Origin of the sequence: Vibrio sp. Vb1018 (assembly GCF_033338775.1) — a bacterium.
GTDB classification, from domain to species: domain Bacteria; phylum Pseudomonadota; class Gammaproteobacteria; order Enterobacterales; family Vibrionaceae; genus Vibrio; species Vibrio alginolyticus.
In genome coordinates this window covers 52,764-73,491 of record NZ_JAWOTI010000006.1, presented here as the reverse complement: position 1 = coordinate 73,491, position 20,728 = coordinate 52,764, and the positions used below count along the sequence as shown (strand labels likewise).

The following is a 20,728-nucleotide window of genomic DNA, read 5'->3' as shown; positions in this document are numbered from 1 at the left end:
GAAAAACCCAATTACTCTCTGGCGAAAGCGGAAGCATATACCGCTTTCTTTGCAAGAAATTAACGAGTTTTGATCACAAGCTGGTTAGATTGTTTCACTTCTTCCATAACAACGTATGTGCGAGTGTCATTTACGCCAGGTAGACGTAGTAACGTATCGCCCAATAGTCGGCGGTAAGCACCCATATCTGATACACGGGTTTTAAGAAGATAGTCAAAGTCACCTGAAACAAGATGACACTCTTGTATGTCGTCTAGCTTTTGAACAGCTGAGTTAAACTGCTCAAACACATCCGGCGCACCACGGTTTAGCGTAATCTCAACGAATACTAATAGTGATGCATCCAGGAACTGCGGATTCAATAATGCAGTATACCCTGTGATATAACCCTGACGCTCTAAGCGACGTACACGCTCCAAACATGGCGTTGGAGAAAGTCCCACACGTTTTGAAAGCTCAACGTTTGAAATACGACCGTCTTTCTGCAGCTCATTAAGAATGTTGCGGTCGATACGGTCTAGTTCCTTGGACGGCTTTTTATAGTTGTCTGCCATTTTTTATTCCACCTTATTACTTCCTTGCAAAAAAATATACTACAACTTTTTAATATTTGGTGCCAAATTTTACAAATCTATAACTATACTAGTTATTAATTCGACAATAACACCCTACTAACAGTTAATACAACCATTATAGAAAGAGGATACAGGATGATCATTGGCGTACCTAAGGAAATCAAGAATCACGAATATCGTGTTGGTATGATCCCAGCTAGCGTGAGAGAACTCATCTCACATGGTCACCAAGTTTTAGTTGAGACCAATGCAGGTGCCGGCATTGGTTTTTCAGACGATGATTACATCGCTGTCGGCGCATCCATTCTCCCTCATGCTGCTGACGTATTTGCGCAAGCAGACATGATTGTAAAAGTAAAAGAACCCCAAGCAGTAGAGAGAGCAATGCTCCGCGAAGGGCAAATTTTATTTACTTATTTACACCTAGCACCAGATTTTCCACAAACTGATGAGCTAATCAAGAGCAAAGCTGTCTGTATAGCCTATGAGACTGTAACAGATAATATGGGTCGTTTGCCACTGTTAGCACCAATGTCAGAAGTGGCAGGTCGGATGTCTATCCAAGCTGGTGCGCAAACGTTGGAAAAATCGCATGGCGGTCGTGGTCTACTCCTAGGCGGCGTACCTGGTGTTGAACCTGCAAAAGTCGTTATCGTTGGTGGTGGCGTTGTTGGTGCAAACGCCGCTCGTATGGCGGTTGGCCTTCGCGCTGACGTCACTATTCTAGACCGTAACGTAGACACACTTCGTAAGCTTGACGAAGAATTCCAAGGTCGCGCAAAAGTGGTTTATTCTACTGAAGACGCTATCGAGAAGCATGTTCTAGAAGCGGACCTTGTTATCGGTGCCGTTCTAATTCCTGGCGCAGCAGCACCTAAACTGGTCACTAAAGAGCATATTGCTAAGATGAAGCCTGGTGCGGCAGTGGTTGACGTGGCAATTGACCAAGGCGGTTGTTTCGAAACTTCACACGCGACAACTCACGCAGATCCAACTTACATCGTTGATGAAGTGGTTCACTACTGTGTAGCAAATATGCCTGGCGCAGTTGCTCGCACTTCAACATTTGCACTCAACAACGCTACACTTCCATACATCGTGAAGTTAGCAAATAAAGGCTACCGCGAAGCACTTCTAGAAGATAAAGGCTTCCTTGAAGGTCTAAACGTTATTCACGGAAAAGTAACGTGTAAAGAAGTAGCAGAAAGCTTTGACTTGGAATACGTTGAACCAACTCAAGCTATTGCTATGTTCAATTAATGACAAAATAAAACATAAATTGTCACGTTTTGTTTACAAAAGCCCACACTGAAGTGGGCTTTTTCATATAGAGTATTTGGCTATAAAGAATAACTAAATCTTATATGCACAAATTAAAATATTTCTAGGCGTGACCGATTTAGGGCAAAACTCTGACAATCTAACACGGTAACCACGTTCTTCAAGATAAAGCACTTTGTCTAATGCGAGCCAGATCTCCAACGGACGTTGAAAAACAAGTTGCACTAAGCTCATTCTCTCCATTTGCCAGAAGCGTTGTTCGCTTAACTTTTCAAAATGAGAGAAATCGATTTCTTGAGGAAGAATAATGCCTTTTTGCTCCGCTGCCCAGCGACAGAACAATTCAAAACCATCACTTAATTGCGACTTACGGATACTCGGCACAGGCTGATACTCTGCCATTCCCAAAGCTTGTCGCGTGATCAAATCAAACCCAAGACGAAACATCATTTCCTGCTGACGATGACGACGCACGCGCTCTCCTCCCGTCACCGTTTGTTGTAATGGGATACGCAGTTCTTGCTTAGACAATGAGAGAGAAGAAGCCCTGCCCGATTCCGACATCGGCTGGTATTGTTCCGACTGAATCAAGTGGTAACAACAAGGTGATATGGTCATCGCAGCAACCCCATTTTCACTGCCGTACTGCATTAGACGAACGTGAAGGTCACCGCATGCATGCAGTGCTACTGCGTGTTGCGTTGGCTTAAACACGGCTTTCGCTTTGCTATCAAACGCGTCGCCTTGAATAAACGTCATCTTCCAATGATGTTCATTGGCTGCTTGTTGCCCCGAATCGCACAGTGCTTGTTGGTATTCAAAGCTGGTTACAGGCTGATCGGTTTGCGTTGTCAGGATTCGCCCCAAGTAACCTTTACCTGAGCACCATTCTAGCCATTCTTCGCCACAGTGTTGTTGAATTGCAGCTTCACCCATCGAGCTAATTTGCTCCAACTTACGTCCCGGAATACCGTTATCTAAACCACGAGCGAGTTCCAAGCCGTTTAACGACAAAAGCTCTAAATGAGTCAGTTCTGCGAGTTGTTCAAGCTCAGGCAAAAACGGACTAAGTGCTTTTAACGCGAGTTCTGGTGCTGCTTTGTATTCTTCGATTTGAGAGGGAGTAAGAGACGCTAGCCATTGGCACAGTCGAGGATGTTGCTCCTGCCAAGGTAATGATGTGTGAATGCTGCTTTTAAAAGGCTCGAATCGCCACAAAGATTGGTTCTCGATTAAGCAGTCATTAATAAACTGAAATTGCGTTTTCATAGCTCCCCCTACAACGAGCGCATTGTAGAGGGAATCGAAACATCAATGAAGTGTTATCTCACTGGAAGCTCGATGTCTTTAAACATCTCTTCGATTTCTGCATTAGACTTCAACGAAATCGCCTGCTCAACCACTGGACGCGTTAAGTGCGGTGCAAAACGTTCCATAAAATCGAACATGTAAGAGCGTAAGAATGTACCACGGCGGAAGCCGATGCTCGTGGTGCTCGCGCCAAACAAATGGCTCGCATCTATTGCAACCAAGTCACCGTCCTGCTCTTCATCCACAGCCATGCTTGCAATCACACCCACACCAATACCCATACGAACGTAAGTTTTAATGACATCTGCATCAGTTGCAGTGAACACCACTCGCGGGGTTAAACCTTCGCGGTTGAATGCTGTATCCAGCTCTGAACGGCCAGTAAAACCGAACACGTAAGTGACTAATGGGTAAGCGGCAAGATCACTGATCGTTACTTTGTCTTTCTTCGCTAGTGGGTGGTCTTTAGGCACAACTATTGAACGATTCCAGTGATAACAAGGCAGCATGATGGCATCTTGATATAAGTGAAGCGCTTCTGTCGCAATCGCAAAATTCGCTGTGCCTTTAGCTATCGCCTCAGACATTTGTGACGGTGTACCTTGGTGCATGTGTAACGACACTTTTGGATAACGAGAAGTAAAACCTTTGATGACATCTGGCAGTGCATAACGAGCCTGCGTATGTGTCGTGGTGATATTCAGTGTCCCCATTTCTGGATGGGTGTGCTCTCCAGCCACCGCTTTGATACTTTCTACACGAGCGAGAATTTCTTGAGAGATACGTACAATTTCTTCTCCAGCTGGCGTCACTTGCGTTAAGTGCTTACCGCTACGTTCAAAAATCTGAATGCCTAACTCGTCTTCCAGCAACCGAACCTGTTTACTGATACCTGGCTGAGAGGTATATAAGCTTTCCGCCGTTGCAGATACATTCAGATTATGGTTTACAACCTCAACAATATACTTCAGCTGCTGCAGTTTCATCGTAATCCCTTACTTATTCATGAGAGAGTTTATTGGCCACTCAAGCGAGCGATATAATAATTAGTTATAACGCGTTCAAATCGAAATGAACAGCAATTTCTAACTTATACCTCAATCACATACTAATAATCTTCAAGCAAGAAACAATATGCACAAAGTTGAGCCAATAAATGACCGAAGTTCTATGATGTGACTTCTATCAGTAACTAAAACGTGGGAGAGACAAAATAATCAAACAAATAAGGTGCCGAGTAAGATAAGATTCATGTATTCTTTAACGCTAGCCGCAGAAAAGTAAAGCAGACGCAAAGATATGAATATTGGTTTAATAATCGCTTTGGTAGCCATCCTACTGGTGTTAATCCTAGGCTATAACATTATGTTGCAATATAAGGTTAAAGTTGAAACCGCAAAAAGGCAGGAATCAGCACGATATGTAGCCTTGATAGATGGTACTGAAGAGTTGATTGGTCATGCGCACCATATCCCTTTTAGTAAAGAGCTGTTGTTGTGTCTAAACAATCGCATTCTTGACGCGCTAGAGAGCATGCATGAGCTGGACCCGAAGAACAAGCAACTTGCTCAACGTATCGAAAATATGAAGCAGCAGATTACGCAGCTAAAAGAGAATGGCCCTACTGGCGAGAGTACCACTTTCAAGATGCCGAGTAGTGATAAACAAGCTATCGTCATGCTTAAGCTGGTTAAACGACTTCGCGACACTATCCGTAACGAGCACAACAAAGGCCGATTAGATACCCAGACCTACGTCACCGAAAATGCGCGCTTGGAAACGATGCAAATTCGCATCAACATTGAAAATGTCATCAAAAGAGCAAACGACTCTATCGCTCGTGGTCAACCAGGCACCGCGCTTCAACTGCTGCGTAAAGGTATCGATGCTTTGAGCACTAAGAGCGATCCTTATTCTATTCAAGCGAAACAAAAGCTTGAAGAGATGTTGGGTGACTTAGATAAAAAGCGCCAAGATAAAAGCGATGCTGAAATGCAGCAGATTGCTGACAAAGAGCGTGACAATGACATGGAAGCACTCTTCGGCGAGAAGAAAAAGTGGTAACATTCACTTCAGGTCAAGAAAGGCTGCAATTGCAGCCTTTTTTCTATCCGCAAGACAACGGATATGCCCAATAAAAATGTGAAGTACTAAAACTAAAATGATGAATCTAGACGCCTATCAAGATCTTCTTGCTCCCATTAACCAATTTCTGCAATGCAGTACACCTGATGAATGGGTAGAGGAAGCAAAGAAACCAGAGAACCTTCAAACCATTTTGTTAGACCACCTACTGTGCGAACTAAAAGCTGGCCAATCTGCCATGTTTTTAATTCGTAAGTATGCCGTTGATCAATCCAGTTCACATGCTCTACTTGACTGGTTTAAGCCCTACGAAGATTTTGCTTACCGTAACGTAGGCTCATTGGAAACTTTAAAAGGCAAGAGCAATATTTCTAAGGCAATCATGGCTAAGTCCGACTCACCATATAGCCAAGATTTGATCGATAAGATGGTGCTTTTGATAAAAGAGGAGTTACACCACTTTTATCAAGTTTTAGAGATCATGGAAAGTCGTGGAATTGAGTACAAAAATATTCCAGCAAGTCGTTATGCTAAAGGACTGATTTCGCATATGAAGACTCATGAGCCGGAAACGCTGATCGATAAACTCATCATTGGTGCGTACATCGAAGCTCGATCTTGTGAGCGTTTTGCCAAACTAGCACCACATATGGATGACGATATCGCAAAGTTCTACATTTCTTTATTACGTTCAGAAGCACGCCATTACCAGGATTATCTTGTATTAGCGGAGCAAATCGCAGGCAAAGATATCAGCGAGCGCATCGCCTACTTTGGACGTATAGAGGCAGATTTAATTTCTACGCCAGATACAGATTTTAAGTTTCACAGTGGTATTCCAGCCTAGCGAGCATATTCTCCCAAGGTTGAGCATACTCTGAACTTATATAGACAGAGAATAAATAAGCCGGACATTTCGTCCGGCTTATTTATTGTAGCAATGAGGTTAGGAATAAAGCTGAAACACAACAACTAGAGCTGGAATGAACCCATTCGAGTTTTCAAGTTGTGCGCTAGGCTACTAATCTGCTGACAAGCCACAGCCGTTTGTGAAGCTCCCTCAGCCATCTCTGTTGAAGCACTATTAATATGCTCCACGCTGCGATTCAGCTCTTCGGATACAGAATTCTGCTCACTGCACGCCGTTGCGATTTGTGTGCTCATTTGCGCTATGTTATCGACAGAATGTTCAATTTCTTTTATCTGGCTATCAGTATCATTAACTTGCTCAACACACTGAGAAATACCCTCCTGACAATCACGGCTTGAATGCCCTATTTTACTGCTGCTCTCTTGTAGCTGATTAACAATTTCCACAATTTGTGAAGTGGAGTCTTGAGTGCGTTGCGCCAGAGAACGAACCTCATCTGCCACAACAGCAAACCCACGTCCTTGTTCACCAGCCCGAGCGGCTTCAATTGCGGCGTTCAGTGCTAACAAGTTTGTTTGCTCGGCAATCCCGCGGATCACATCGACGACCACATTGATATTGTTTGAGCTCGATTCAAGCTCACGTGCCAGTTCATCTGATTCTTGGATCGTATGTGATACACGCTCAATTACTGCGATAGTTTGTTGTAACGTCGCCGTTCCTTGCTTTGCCACTTCCGCAGCCGAATAAGCAGAGGTTGCGCCAACTTCGGTATTTTGTGCCACTTCACTTACAGCAGCTTGCATTTCTGTCATCGCAGAAGCCACCGAGCTAAGTTCAATTTGTTGATTTTGCATACCAGAGGCGGTCTGAGAAGAAATAGCACTCACTTCCTCTACTGCTGCCGTTAGCTGAATCGTTGAGTCATTAATCTCAGAAACCAGCGAATGTAAGTTTGTTTGCATACCGACAAGCTCTTTAAGCAACGTTACTAACTCGTCTTTGCTCAATTCACTTTCGTCGATTTGATTATTCAATTGACCCTTGGCGATTTTAGAAGCGAATTCCAATGCTCGATCAACAGGCCCGCAAATGACTCGAGAAAGCAGCATGGCAGACATTACCATGACCAATGCGACGACAAGCGCACCAACAGCAGCGCTGTATTGTGTAAATGCCGCTTCACTTTGTACTTCTTCACCAATCAAACTCACCAACTCATCGTTCAACGCGAGGGTATCATCCAAGCTGCTCAACGCTTTTGAGTAGGTATCGAAACTTGATAAAATTACATCATTTGCACTTTCAGCATCGCCTTGGCTTAGCAATACGTTGTAAGTCTTCGTTTCTTTGATGTATTGATTCCAAGTTTCTTTAAAAACGCTAAAGGACTGCGTTTCACGCTTATTAAGGTCGAGCTTTTCGTATTCTGCAATACCAGCCTGCACATCAGAACGCCATTGGTCGAGGCCTTTTAACCACTCACCAATTTTGGGGTGATTTGCGTTTGGCAATAAAGAGAACTCATCTTTACGCACTTTAGTAATATCAACTTGGATACCTTTCAAAATCGCAACAGAAGGTAAACTTTTATCTGTTAACACTGAAATGTCTTTATTCAGTGTTAACAAACCTTGCACCAACATTACTGACACTAAACCAAACACGGCAAAAACGGTTAAATAACTAACCGATATTTTCTTTACGACACTTAAGTCTTTAATACGCATGCACTTTCTCCCCGCAGCCTTTCCAAACCTCTCACTTAAGTGAAAGCTTAACCTCTAAAACACACTGTTTTTTGCGCTCGATATCATTGAACGCTCTTATATACATCGGCTTGAGAGATCAAATCTTGACCAGTAATTGATAGTTTTATCACATGCTATTTTAGAGATAGGCTCGCATGCTCCGTATTGTGTCTACATCTTTTCATGAGCGCTTCTCGGCGCAGATCCAAGATCTCATCGATGAGCTTTTCTTTCGCATTTATCCCAAAATGCTGGGCATAATTTTTTACTTTTGCTATCTCATTAGGTTGCAAGCGGTACACCTCTTTCTTTAAACGCGCTTCTGCTTCACTTCTAATCAGACCTTGCTCTTGTAACAATTTAATGATGGTTTCATCGGTTGGATTTACTGCTCTAGCCATGGTGCTCCATCTATCAATTTGAGTTCTAGCCATATAGCTAGATGAATGACGCCGCACAACTTATAGAGCAAAGATGACAGCTTGATTGCAGTGAATGCAATTCGTTGACTGTTGGTACTATTTTCCACCGCTTTAACGGCCACACACTCAATATCCCCATTCTCACCATTGAATAAAGATCACATTCTGATAACAATTTTCAGCGCTGGCTTAGATGTCATCCATATTTAACGTGCAAGTAACATTTATAAACAAGAATGATTGCTCTAGTTCAAATGATGGAAAAATAAGATGAAATTTTCGCAGTGGAGCCTTTTATTAAGTAGCTTGATAGCGTTACCCAGCATTGCAGATACCGACGTTTACCTAACGAATAACTCTGATCAACCGTTAACTATTCAAGTAAAACATGAAGGCAGTGATTTGCTTCAATACGGAGACGAGTGGCAACAACATGTGCAGGTACTTGGTCCGTGGGAAACTAAATCTGTATTAAGCTTCAACCGCTGGGAGGGCGTGAAATCAAATCAAACTTACCGTTTTGAAACTGTGGTTTCTAGCCCCGAAGGTGAAAGCATAACACTCAATCAAATAATGGAAGGCCATTGGTACAATTCGACCATTGAATACGGCTTATCCGCAGCCGATTTCGAGTTATCTCTCAAAGATGATCGTAACATTCATCGTGCCAACACTAACGCTTTTGGTACGAGAGAAACCGAACTGGCATTTAAGTCAGACAGTACCGCTCGATATGATGATCTTTACTACACCATCACGCCAAGCAAGGTAGCGGAATCTGTCGACAACGAAGAACAAAACCTTAAGTTGATGACTTATAACATCTGGGCGTTGACGGCTATTGCATCGCACATTGGAGATCGTTACGAACTGATTCCTCAACATGTAAAAGGTTACGATGTTTTGGCGCTGCAAGAGGTGTTTGCCAGCGGCCGTGAAGCATTCTTACGTGAGTTAGCCAAGGAATATCCTTACCAAACAAAGATGTTAGATAAAGAAGGCGTTAATATTCATGATGGTGGCGTAATCATAGTTAGTCGCTACCCTATCGTGAATGAAGCGCAATATGTCTTTCCCGATTGCTCTGGTACAGACTGCTTTGCCGATAAAGGCGTAAATTATGCGGAAATAATTAAAGGTGGTCAGGCTTACCATGTGTTTGCTACCCATACCGCATCTTTCGATACAGACACCGCCCGTGAGTATCGTCAGCGCCAGTTCAAACAAATCCGCGCACTCGCCCAATCTCTTGACATTCCTTCGAGCGAAACTGTGGTATACAGCGGCGACTTTAACGTAAACAAAAGAAAGTTCCCTGGTGACTACCAACAAATGATCGCTAACTTAAGTGCCATAGAGCCTCACTACTCTGGTTACACGGAGTCAACCTTTGATCCCCGTATCAATAACTTCGCAGGTGAAGCGTTATCAGGTGGCGAAAACGTGGAATACCTTGACTATGTTATGGTGAGTAGTGAATACGGGGTGAAATCATTCAATGACAACCGTGTAGACGTGCCGCGCACAACCGCAGAGAGTTTATGGAAACACTATAACCTTTCTGACCATTTCCCAGTAAGCGCAACAATCAAGCCATGAAGAAAATCGCTTTGATAATCATGTCCGCCATTATGGCGGGCATGATATTTTTAACTTTCAGTCACGATGTTCAAAAAGAAGAGCTCGCTTCCTCTCCTTCCCCTAAGACAAAAAATCAGAGTGTCTCCAGTACATCACCACAAACAAGCAGCATCGTGCCCGATACAGATACTTCACCACAAACAGCTAAGCTCCCTTCCACAGTTCAAATAACGACTGAGCGATTAACTCAACTCAAAGGCAGGAAACTTGTCGCCCAACTTGAGACGTTTTGGCAAGAGTGTATGTTGAACCGTAGTTGTGAAGAGCAGGTCGCCTTGTTTGAGGCGCATTTATCTTCAGCTCGATTCCAGCTTTTGGCGAACTACCCTCAGCTCAGCAGCCAATGGCAAGAGAGTGTAGGAAATTTGTTATTTGATGAGCAGCAATCACTGGCGTCGCGTATTGCACAGCTGAAGAACGAAGCAAGACGCATCTGGGGAGAATTGGCTGATGTTGTTTTCGCGGATGAGTTCGCGCTGTACGATTTCAACTTAGAAGCCCAAAAGCTGGACACTCAAAGCCCAGATAACTTTTTGCGAGCTTTCGAGCAACTCACCATTGACTGGCAAGAACATGCAGGTGCTATCGGGCTAACAAGCGACCAGGAAAAATATGAGCGTGCGGTCACCCTGATTCCTAATAGTATAAGCCTACCAGATCGCTTGGCGCTCATCGCAGAGCTAGAACGAACTTACTTAACGAAAGAAGAAAGTAAAAACATTCATGCTCGTCAGCAGCAAATTACAGAGCAAAAAAAACGAGTCAAAGATTATCAACAAGCATTACAGCAACTTGAGTCCAAACTAAGAACGCAAAGAGCCTCTAGCCATTCACATTTGTCAGAACCGGAATGGCAAAGCTATTACCAACAAGAAGTCGCGGATTTTCGTCGTGAATTTTTTTCTTCTTAATAATGCGCTTTGACTGACTGGGAACTTAAAAAGGCACGTTGCTAACCAGCCGTCGTGCCTTATGTTCAACTCTCTACTTTTAATTCAGAACAAATTTAAACCAAATACATCTTTCACATCAAATAGCACTTTTTCGGTTTTCTCGCGAGAACGCTCACTACCTTGTTTTAAAATATCAATCAGCTGCGCTTTATCATTCAAATACATAGCGCGCTTTTCTCGAATAGGGCGAAGCATCTCTTGTAAGCATTCTTCTAACACTTTCTTGGTCAAACCATCACCTAATCCACCTCGTCGATAATGGTCTTTTAGCTGTTCGACATAATTTTTATCAGGATGAAAAGCATCGAGGTAGATGAATACAATATTCCCTTCGACTTGGCCAGGGTCCTCAATTTTCAGATGATTAGGATCGGTATACATAGATTTCACTGCCGCGGAAATCTCCTTTTCGGAGGCGCCTAAGAACCTCTTTTCCACCCAGGTGGTTTATTTTTCTCACGATTTCATTAGTTTGCTCTAACATCGGCAGCTGGTCATCACCCACTGGTACTAGCGTCGCATGAAACCCCGTAATATCAGCAGCTTGAGAAATTGGATACGTTAAAAAGCCTGCGGGAATAGAGCGTTCAAAGCCTTTACTTTGAATCTCATTTTTAACCGTAGGGTTTCGCTCTAATCGTGCGATAGAAACAAGATTACTGTAATACATTGTCAACTCGGCTAACGCTGGAATTTGAGACTGCAACGTGATCGTCGTTTGAGCGGGGTTGATACCAACAGCCAAATAATCTGCAACGACATTGAGAATATTAGAGGATACCTTTGATGGGTTATGCGCGTTATCCGTCAGCCCTTGCATGTCCGCAACCAAGATCGTTTGCTCGTGCTCCGTTTGCAATTTGACTCGTTGTTGCAATGAACCAATATAGTGCCCGAGGTGTAATGGACCTGTTGCTCGATCTCCGGTAAGTATAATTTCACGCTGAGATGTATTTTTATGGGTATTCATATTTGTCTCCAAGTATTTAATAGATCGCTACTGGAGATAAAAAGATCAAACACTCTTAGCTACCATCCAGCAGCTTAAGAATGTAAGTATTCCGCGCCGCTCTATTTAGAGCGCCACCAAGAGAAGGTTGTTAATGAAGGGCGAACGTGTATTTTCATGTTTTTTAAACTAACAGCACATACCGCAGAACTCAATCTGTTTTGTACTGAATTAGAGTGAGTGTTCCAACAGCCAATTAAGAGGATTACATTGGTAAAGACATCGCAATGACCAAAACCGCACCAAATACCGAACCAGAGACAAACGCACACAGTACAGTTTTGTTGTGTTTCCTTTTCATTGATGAACTCCTATCCATAACTACGATGACCAGCCCTCACATCTAATACGCATGTGGATGCATCACGACAACGAGTTAACCAACATATCGCACGTAGGACCAGTACCGCTTTGTTAAATTGGGACCTCGTCCATAACTTGGAGTGTAAATGACTCCGGAACCTACAACAGAAGAAAATTTCATCACGTTACTGTCCTACCCTCCGGGTTTGTGGCTTAATAGGCAACAGGAACACTTTTTTCTTTTGCTGCGGATACTTACATGGAAGCTGTTTTACATCAGTTGCAATTCTCTTTGTCGATAACCGGACCTATCTGTTTGATGTTGGTACTTGGCGTTCTTTTTAAGCGCTTTGGTCTAATCAACGATAATTTTATCGAAGTAGGCTCTAAACTGGTGTTTCAAGTTACCTTGCCTGCGATGTTATTTGTCAGCATTGTGGCTTCAGAACACGACTTTTCCGCGGCAAGTGGATTCGTCAATTTCGGCGTCATCGCTAGTATTTCGTTTTTCATTTTCACCTACCTTTCCGTCAAACTTCTGTTCAAAGCATCGCCTGACCAAGGCGTTCTCATCCAAGGTGGGTTCCGAGCAAATACAGGTATTATTGGTATCGCTTACGTTGCCAATGCGTATGGTTCTCAAGGTGTGGCGCTAGCAGCGCTCTATGTCGCGGTCACCACATTTATTTATAACGTCCAAGCGGTAATTTGCTTATCGCCCAAGGGGGCAACGTCTGCCTCGCAAGCAGCAAAGATGATGGGCCGAACACTGACTAGGAATCCGCTCATAATCTCCATTGTTCTAGGAATGGCTTTTTATTTACTCGCTATTCCAGTACCGAATGTGGTTATTGACGCAGGAGACTACTTGTCCAAAATGACATTGCCTTTGGCGCTGTTGTGTACGGGTGGCTCACTTGACTTTAGCTTGATGAGAAAAGAGAAAGGTCCATCTTGGTTTGCGAGCAGTTACAAGCTCATCGTAGCGCCAGTCATCATCACCATGGGAGCTTACTTAGTAGGATTTCGAGGAATTGAGCTAGGTATTCTTTTCTTTATGAACGCCTCTCCAGTCGCTGCTGCCAGCTATGTCATGGCGCGTTCCATGGGAGGCAATGCCACGTTAGCTGCAAATATCATCGCACTCACTACGGTGCTTTCTACCGTGACCTGTACGTTGGGCATCCTATTTCTTAAGTTCTACAACTTAATATAATTGGTCCGCGATAAAATAAAGACGCTAAACGGCATTGATGTCAGTTACTGGTCGTGATTCGCAAAAGTGAGCTTTCTTACCAGACGAAAAAATTCACTCGCTTCAGATTCCGACAAACAAGAAAAAAACTCTTTCTGTAAATTCGTCATGATTTGATGAACTTGCTTTAAAGCATTTGCTCCCTCTTTTGTCATGCTTAGCATTTTAAGGCGCTGATTCGATTTACTTTTAGAAACTTGAACAAACCCTCTCTTTTCCAGATTGTCCACCATCCGTTTTGCTACACTTCGCTCAGTTCGAACCGCATCAGCCAACGCTTGCTGGCTCATAGGTTGAAATTCTTCTAAAGCGGCCAGTGCACTTGCCATTTCTAGTGTCATCAAATTTTGCCGAGAGAGCTCGGCTTGGGCACGATTGCGGTACATGCGCTGCATCACACCGCAGACAAACATAGGGCTTTGATCCAAAACGGAAATTGGAGAAATTTTCTGATCTTTCATCGTCGTTTTTCTTCTTTAGGCTTTCATTCGGTCGAAAAGGCTGTGCTGATACTGCACACAACACGCCGTCTTTCAGGCTCGCGTCATAGACGGTAACCACCAAGTGAAAACATAAAATAAAGAGCGCCGAAGCGCCCTTTTATTGTGTTTATTATCACTAGTATAACTCAGTTAACACAACCAAGTCCTACTCGCTTTGCTGAGTGGGTTTAGTGCTGGTCTCAGACAACTCTGCCTCCGACTCTTTTCTCGCACGTCGATCAAACAATCGCTCAACCACTACAAAGAAGATTGGGACGAAGAATATACCCAATATCGTGGCACTGATCATGCCACCAAGTACGCCGGTACCCACTGCGTTTTGACCTGCCGATCCCACACCTGAACTGATAGCAAGTGGTACCACACCCAAACCAAAAGCAAGCGATGTCATGATAATTGGGCGCAGACGAACGCGAACAGCATGTAAGGTTGCTTCGATAAGCCCAGCGCCTTTCTCATAGTAGTCCTTTGCAAACTCAACAATCAGAATGGCGTTTTTGGTTGCCAAGCCGACCGTCGTTAATAAGCTCACCTGGAAGAACACATCGTTATCCATACTGCGCGTCATTACCGCAAGCACAGCACCAAGCACACCAAGAGGAACAACTAACACCACGGCGAAAGGTACTGACCAACTTTCATACAAAGCGGCAAGAACTAAGAATACGACGAGGATAGATAGCGCATATAGCATCGGCGCTTGGTTTCCGGAAAGGCGCTCTTCATACGAAATACCATTCCAGTTCACCGTGAAGCCTTCCGGTAGCTTTTCTACCATTGCTTCAATTTCTTCCATGGCTTCACCAGTACTTACACCAGGAGCTGCACCGCCTTGAATATTCATTGCTGGCAAACCATCAAAGCGCTGCAAAAGAGGAGAACCATAGGTCCACTCGCCACTCGCAAAAGCAGAGAAAGGCACCATCTCTCCTTTAGCGTTGCGTACGTACCATGAATCGAAGTCTTTTGGCTGCATGCGGTATTCCGCATCACTTTGCACCATCACTTTCTTCACACGACCGCGGTCAATATAATCGTTAATGTAAGCCCCGCCCCATGCAGCTGACAGGATTTGGTTTACGTCATTGATACTGACATCCAAAGCACGAAGTTTGACGTGGTCAATGTTCACTTTGTACATTGGCGCATCTGCCTGACCGTTTGGACGAACACCAACAAGTTTCGGGTTTTGTGCTGCCATGCCCAGAAGTTGCCCTTGAGCCGCAACTAATGCATCGTGCCCTTTATTCAACGAGTCTTGGAGATAGAAATCGAAACCTGTCGAGTTACCTAGCTCTTGAATCGCTGGAGGGGCGAACGCAAACACCAAAGCTTCTTTAATGGTAGAGAAGTACCCCATCGCTCGACCAGTAATGGAAGCGGCATCGGCGCCTGGCGCTTCACGCTCAGACCAATCTTTCAGGCCGATAAATGCCATCCCCATGTTTTGGCCTTGACCTGCGAAACTAAATCCAGCAACGGAGAAGACGGATTTTACATTGTCTTTTTCGTCTACTAGATAAAAGTCACGCATTTTCTCAAGCGTTTTTTCCGTCTGTTCTTGTGTTGAGTTAGGCGGCAAAATAGCCATTGAGAATACTGTGCCTTGGTCTTCATCTGGCAAAAATGATGTTGGAAGGTTCATAAACAACCAGCCAGCACCTGCACTCATTGCCAAAAATACAACCAACATGCGACCTGTGCGTTTTAGAAGTTTGGCTACGCCGGTTTCATAGCCTGCTGTCATCGCATCAAACTTGCGGTTAAACCAGCCAAAGAAGCCTTTCTTCTCTAGAAGCTCAGCATCGCCTTTTTTCAGCAACGTAGCACACAATGCTGGAGTCAGAATTATCGCAACCAAAACGGAAAGCGTCATAGCCGCCACAATAGTTATCGAGAACTGACGGTAAATAACCCCGGTAGAACCAGACATAAACGCCATAGGGACGAATACCGCTGAAAGCGTCAACCCCACACCAATCAGGGCACCAGTGATCTGCCCCATCGATTTTTTGGTCGCTTCTTTGGGCTCTAAACCATCTTCATGCATCACACGCTCGACGTTTTCCACCACAACGATGGCATCATCCACCAGCAAACCGATAGCCAGAACCATCGCGAACATGGTTAACGTGTTTACGCTAAATCCAGTCGCGTACAAAATAGCGAAGGTTCCGAGCAATACGACAGGCACTGCGATCGTTGGAATGATCGTCGCACGGAAGTTCTGCAAGAACAGGTACATGATTAAGAACACAAGAAGAATGGCTTCTAATAGCGTTTTAACCACTTCTTGAATCGAGGCTTTGACGAATGGCGTTGTTTCAAATGGGTAAGCAATCTGCAACCCTTCTGGGAACGTTGCACTCAGTTGTTCTAAGCGCTCTTTTACCGCATTGGCTGTCTCAAGCGCGTTTGCGCCAGTCCCTAATGAAATACCTAACCCCGATGCTGGGAAGCCATTATATTGACCTCGAATATCATAACTTTCTGCACCACGTTCAACGCGAGCTACATCTTTCAAATAAACATTCGAACCACTAGCGTCAGACTTAAGAATAATGTCTTGGAACTCTTCTACACTGCTCAAACGACTTGCAGAAGAAATCGTAGCATTCAACAACTGACCCTCCTGCGCAGGTGCCGCACCAAGTTGACCTGAAGAAACTTGCGCGTTCTGTTCACTGATTGCATTTGCTACGTCGATCGCGGTCAAGTTGAACTGCGTAAGCTTAAAAGGATCCAGCCAAACTCGCATCGCATACTGCGCACCAAACGCCTGCACTTGTCCTACGCCAGTTACACGACTTATCGGGTCTTGAATATTCGTTACAACAAAGTCGCCGATATCGTTTTCTGTAAAGTCTGGATCTTCAGAATAAACTGCGACAACCATGAGAAATGCCGTATTGGATTTATTTACGACAATACCTTGGTTTTGTACCTCCATCGGTAATGAAGTCAATGCCAATTGCAGTTTGTTCTGCACCTGTACTTGCGCGATATCAGGGTCAGCTTCGCTATCAAACGTCAGGGTAATTGTCGCATTACCAAATGCATCACTGCTCGATGATAGGTAGCGAAGGTAATCTAATCCTGTCATGTTTTGCTCGATAACCTGCGTTACCGAGTCTTCAACGGTTTTTGCAGATGCACCTGGATAGCGAGCACTGATGGTGATCGTCGTCGGTGAAATCGTTGGGTATTGCGAGACGGGTAAATTGAATAATGACATTACCCCCGCCAACATCGTTAGAATCGCGAGAACCCAAGCAAATACCGGACGATCGATAAAAAATCGTGCCATGATTACTCCTGTTCACCGTTTTGGATAGTTACCGAACTACCTGGCCCTACCTTTTGTAAACCGGCGGTAATGACTTTATCACCCGCGTTCAAACCATCAATAATGCGCCATTGGCTATTGATCGCTTCGGCAGTCTTCACTGGTTTCGCTTCCACTTTGTTCTCGCCATTAACCGTCATCACTGTCGCTTTACCTGTCGCATCACGAGATACCGTATTTTGTGGTATTAGAATCGCATCAGGGTCGACACCAGTAATGACCGTCGCACGAACAAACATTCCAGGTAGCAACAAACCGTCAGGGTTTGGGAATTCGGCACGAAGCGTCACGCTGCCCGTACTTTCGTTCACATTGACCTCAGTAAATTTCATTGTGCCTTTGTGTTCGTAAGTGCTGCCATCTTCAAGCATCAATGTAACTTGCGCAGAGTCATCTTCTTGCATATGGCCTTGGGAGAGTGATGCTTTCAAACGCAGCAGTTGCGCGGATGATTGCACAATATCAACATTGATAGGGTCAAGCTGCTGAATGGTCGCTAATTTGGCAGCTTGGTTAGCCGTAACCAACGCACCCGCTGTCACACTCGATTTACCGATCACCCCGCTAATCGGAGCTTTGACTTGCGTATAATCTAAGTTGATTTTTGCTGTGTTGATCTTGGCTTTTGCGACTAGGACCTGCGCTTTCGCTTCTTTGTATGCCGCTTCTGCTTCATCCAAGTCTTGTTGGCTGATGGATTTTTTGGTGATCAAGGTTCTGTAACGCTTCACCGTGGCATAGGTCGACTCTGCCGCAGCTTGCGCACGGATTAATTCCGCTTCAGCGCTCAGCAAATCCGCCTGAAATGACGAATCATCAATTTGATATAGCGACTGTCCTTGTTCAACAAATCCACCTTCAACAAACTTTCGTTCCGAAATAATGCCAGTAACTTGCGGACGAACTTCTGCTTCTTTGAATGCTCGGCTACGACCCGGCAGCTCTACTGTCAATGCTTGGCGCGTTGGCTGCACTGTTAACACTTCTACTTCGGTTGCGGGCGCAGGACCACCACCTTGGCTCGATCCTTCTTCGCTAGGTTGACATCCAACCACAAAAAGGCTCGACGCAATCAGCAGAGATAGCGTGGTTTTACGTCTCATGAATTTTTCTCTCTTATCTACCGACAAGCCTTCAAGATTCCTTATTAAAAGCTTCTAGAATGACTTAATAATGACTAACGGATGTATATCCAGAACAAATTAATTAGGATGATAAATACCCAGTGTTGTACATACAACAAAATTTACAGTTCTATACGCTTACGAAAAACGTTTATGGTAAAGGTGTTATGAAGTTCTCAAATTTGAAGATTTTGGGTTGGAAATCACATTTTCCTGTGTGCAATTGCAATGGTTAAAAAGCAGCAAAAGTGATGATAAAAGCATCATCACGCTGTACAGAGTTTGTTACCGCTGTCTAGGGTTATTTGCCCACTCTGGTATACGAACTAAAGTGAGAAAGGAATGTAAATATAGTCGAAATTTCACAAGTCAGGTTCGCCACTTATCTAAAAAATAACCCGCTAAGAAGCGGGTTATTTCGTCAGTGAGATTGCTGTTCTCAAGCTTATACTTTGAACTGACTGACCTGATGATCTAAACGTTGAGTTTGCTCTGACAACATGGCTAAAGAAGCTTGCGCTTGGTTTACGATTTCCACAATTGAAGTGCTACTGTCTGCAATGCCTTGTACGTTGCTATTTACTTCGTCACTTACTGTACTTTGCTGGCTCGCAGCCGTTGCAATGTGTGTATTCATCTCGTTCATACGTGAAATCGCGTTCAAGATTTCAGAAAGGGATTCACTCGCTCGGCCAGCGGACTTGATCGTTTCATCACTGCTATTTTGGCTACCGCGCATCACTTCTACAGCTTGTCCTGCACCAGATTGTAGCTTTTCAATCATGGTTTGGATTTCTCCCGTACTCTGTTGCGTACGACTGGCTAAAGAACGAACCTCGTCCGCTACCACAGCAAAGCCTCGCCCTTGCTCTCCAGCGCGAGCCGCTTCAATGGCTGCGTTAAGCGCTAATAAGTTTGTTTGCTCGGCAATACCACGAATTACATCCAGTACGGACGCAATGTTACTCACATCATGATCCAATGTGTTAATGACGTGGCTTGCGCTTTCGATTTCACTTGCGAGGCTACGAATTGAGCTAACCGTTTGATCCAAAATAACATTGGTATTGGTAAGTTCATCATTCGCTGTTTGGCTCGCAACCGCAGCTTCGTTAGCGCTATCGCTTACATTTCTGCTGGTGACTTGCATTTCATGCACTGCCGCCGCTACCGCCTCGCTATCTTTTTGCTGAGAAACGGTCGAGTTCGCGATGGTCGTGGTCAACGAGCTAAGATTTGCCATTTCGTTACGTAAGGTATTTGAGCTTTCAATTACCTGAGCGACTGTCATTTGAATTTTGGACACAAACTGGTTAAATGCGTCTGCTAAATTGCCAATTTCGTCTTGTGTTTTTACATCGATTCGCTGACTTAGATCACCTTCACCGGACGCAATTTCTGTCATCGCATTTTTAATATCATTGATAGGCTTCACAACCGTTTGCAACAACAAAAAAGCCATCGCGATAGCGGCAAAAATAACAATCACAATGCCAGCCTCAAGAATGAGTTCTGCTCTTGTTGCAGCCGCTGATATTTCGTCCTTCAATTGGTTTTGCTTTTCTTCTATTGCATCTTTTACAACGTTAAGCTGCGCTCTAACCTCGATAAATTGGTCTTCAAAGGTATGTTTGTGCTCATTATAGTAACCACGCCATTGAGATTGAGGTAAACGTAGCATCGCTTCATAACTTACTAACCATTTTTCACCCAAAGAGACAAGCGTTCGAACTTCATTACCATGTGTAGAAGGCATCACACCGGCTTGTGATAGCTCAATCATTTGTTCCATACGTGGCAGTGCTTTGTAGGCGTTGTCTTTGTATTCACCGATGTGATGATCAATATCGTTTTGAGTATCAGAAAGTGCAACACCTTGGATTGCAGATGTTGCTTGGTAAAGATCGCGATAAGCATCCTCAATCGTTAATAAGTTCGGCACGATCTGTTCGTTGAGTGTCTCACTCAATTCAGATTGCTTCCAACTTGTCATAACGTTTAATACAGAGCTCACAATAAACAATCCAATAATCAATGACAGCGGAATCACTATCTTCTGCTTGATCGTTAAGTTCTGGAACATGAATAGACTCTCTTTATTTATGGTATACAAACTGCCGGAAATTATATCAAACAAATAGAGTATACTATTAGGTAAAAGAGGCTATTCAACATGAAATCTAATGACTTTTTGACAAGGGTTCTAATTTCAACAATTAGTTGATTTTATACAAAATTTAACAAAGAGATCTTTTCAAAAGATGCAAATTAAAATGCTCTTTCAAAACGAAAAATATG

The 20,728-nt window shown here is 44.0% G+C and carries 15 protein-coding genes and 1 pseudogene; 6 read left to right on the top strand and 10 right to left on the bottom strand.

The window, feature by feature from the left end; all coding sequences use genetic code 11:
- Positions 1-59 precede the first annotated feature (59 nt).
- Positions 60-554: a leucine-responsive transcriptional regulator Lrp gene (lrp, locus tag R7Z10_RS08680; protein WP_005378234.1), complete on the bottom strand. Its 495-nt coding sequence runs from the start codon at positions 552-554 to the stop codon at positions 60-62.
- A gap of 156 nt (positions 555-710) precedes the next feature.
- On the opposite strand from lrp, the gene ald reads away from it, so the two are divergent.
- On the top strand, positions 711-1,835 hold the full coding sequence (ald, locus tag R7Z10_RS08675) for an alanine dehydrogenase (protein ID WP_005378241.1): 1,125 nt from the start codon (positions 711-713) through the stop codon (positions 1,833-1,835).
- Between the two features lie 93 nt (positions 1,836-1,928).
- Here ald and R7Z10_RS08670 read toward each other — a convergent pair whose 3' ends face one another.
- The gene (locus tag R7Z10_RS08670) at positions 1,929-3,125 is read right to left on the bottom strand and encodes a methyltransferase (RefSeq protein WP_054577965.1); all 1,197 of its coding nucleotides are present in this window, start codon (positions 3,123-3,125) and stop codon (positions 1,929-1,931) included.
- 53 nt (positions 3,126-3,178) lie between these two features.
- Positions 3,179-4,153 carry an HTH-type transcriptional regulator CysB gene (gene cysB / locus R7Z10_RS08665; protein WP_005388967.1) on the bottom strand — a complete coding sequence of 325 codons (975 nt, stop codon included), beginning with the start codon at positions 4,151-4,153 and terminating at the stop codon, positions 3,179-3,181.
- Positions 4,154-4,466: 313 nt separating this feature from the next.
- On the opposite strand from cysB, the gene R7Z10_RS08660 reads away from it, so the two are divergent.
- Together R7Z10_RS08660 and R7Z10_RS08655 are read left to right on the top strand one after the other, a co-directional pair.
- Positions 4,467-5,231: a hypothetical protein gene (locus R7Z10_RS08660; RefSeq protein ID WP_005378247.1), complete on the top strand. Its 765-nt coding sequence runs from the start codon at positions 4,467-4,469 to the stop codon at positions 5,229-5,231.
- Positions 5,232-5,328: 97 nt separating this feature from the next.
- Positions 5,329-6,099, top strand: coding sequence for a tRNA isopentenyl-2-thiomethyl-A-37 hydroxylase MiaE (locus R7Z10_RS08655; RefSeq protein WP_047100806.1), 771 nt, complete (start codon positions 5,329-5,331; stop codon positions 6,097-6,099).
- A 125-nt stretch (positions 6,100-6,224) separates the two neighbouring features.
- Here the strand turns inward: R7Z10_RS08655 and R7Z10_RS08650 are convergent, their stop codons facing one another.
- A complete protein-coding gene (locus R7Z10_RS08650; protein ID WP_318104634.1) occupies positions 6,225-7,853 on the bottom strand; it encodes a methyl-accepting chemotaxis protein in 1,629 nt (542 codons plus the stop codon).
- Positions 7,854-8,008: 155 nt separating this feature from the next.
- A complete protein-coding gene (locus R7Z10_RS08645) occupies positions 8,009-8,275 on the bottom strand; it encodes a hypothetical protein (RefSeq protein ID WP_017634954.1) in 267 nt (88 codons plus the stop codon).
- Between the two features lie 291 nt (positions 8,276-8,566).
- On the opposite strand from R7Z10_RS08645, the gene R7Z10_RS08640 reads away from it, so the two are divergent.
- Both R7Z10_RS08640 and R7Z10_RS08635 read left to right on the top strand, forming a co-directional pair.
- Complete coding sequence (locus R7Z10_RS08640; protein ID WP_318104632.1) at positions 8,567-9,895, top strand: sphingomyelin phosphodiesterase; 1,329 nt, start codon at positions 8,567-8,569, stop codon at positions 9,893-9,895.
- Positions 9,892-10,848, top strand: a complete 957-nt coding sequence (locus R7Z10_RS08635; RefSeq protein ID WP_054575121.1) for a hypothetical protein — start codon at positions 9,892-9,894, stop codon at positions 10,846-10,848. The genes R7Z10_RS08640 and R7Z10_RS08635 overlap by 4 nt, the downstream gene beginning before the upstream one ends.
- Before the next feature lie 84 nt (positions 10,849-10,932).
- On the opposite strand, the pseudogene R7Z10_RS08630 reads toward R7Z10_RS08635, so the two are convergent.
- Positions 10,933-11,860, bottom strand: a pseudogene (locus R7Z10_RS08630) (tryptophan--tRNA ligase).
- A 601-nt stretch (positions 11,861-12,461) separates the two neighbouring features.
- On the opposite strand from R7Z10_RS08630, the gene R7Z10_RS08625 reads away from it, so the two are divergent.
- Positions 12,462-13,418 carry an AEC family transporter gene (locus tag R7Z10_RS08625; protein ID WP_005388415.1) on the top strand — a complete coding sequence of 319 codons (957 nt, stop codon included), beginning with the start codon at positions 12,462-12,464 and terminating at the stop codon, positions 13,416-13,418.
- Positions 13,419-13,462: 44 nt separating this feature from the next.
- Here R7Z10_RS08625 and R7Z10_RS08620 read toward each other — a convergent pair whose 3' ends face one another.
- The 4 genes from R7Z10_RS08620 to R7Z10_RS08605 form a co-directional block, all read right to left on the bottom strand.
- A complete protein-coding gene (locus tag R7Z10_RS08620) occupies positions 13,463-13,918 on the bottom strand; it encodes a MarR family winged helix-turn-helix transcriptional regulator (RefSeq protein ID WP_017635039.1) in 456 nt (151 codons plus the stop codon).
- A gap of 187 nt (positions 13,919-14,105) precedes the next feature.
- The gene (locus tag R7Z10_RS08615) at positions 14,106-17,267 is read right to left on the bottom strand and encodes an efflux RND transporter permease subunit (protein ID WP_005378264.1); all 3,162 of its coding nucleotides are present in this window, start codon (positions 17,265-17,267) and stop codon (positions 14,106-14,108) included.
- Positions 17,268-17,269: 2 nt separating this feature from the next.
- Positions 17,270-18,409: an efflux RND transporter periplasmic adaptor subunit gene (locus R7Z10_RS08610; protein WP_318104629.1), complete on the bottom strand. Its 1,140-nt coding sequence runs from the start codon at positions 18,407-18,409 to the stop codon at positions 17,270-17,272.
- Positions 18,410-18,875: 466 nt separating this feature from the next.
- Entirely contained in the window at positions 18,876-20,513 is a 1,638-nt protein-coding gene (locus R7Z10_RS08605) for a methyl-accepting chemotaxis protein (protein ID WP_262641014.1), read from the bottom strand.
- Positions 20,514-20,728: the final 215 nt, after the last annotated feature.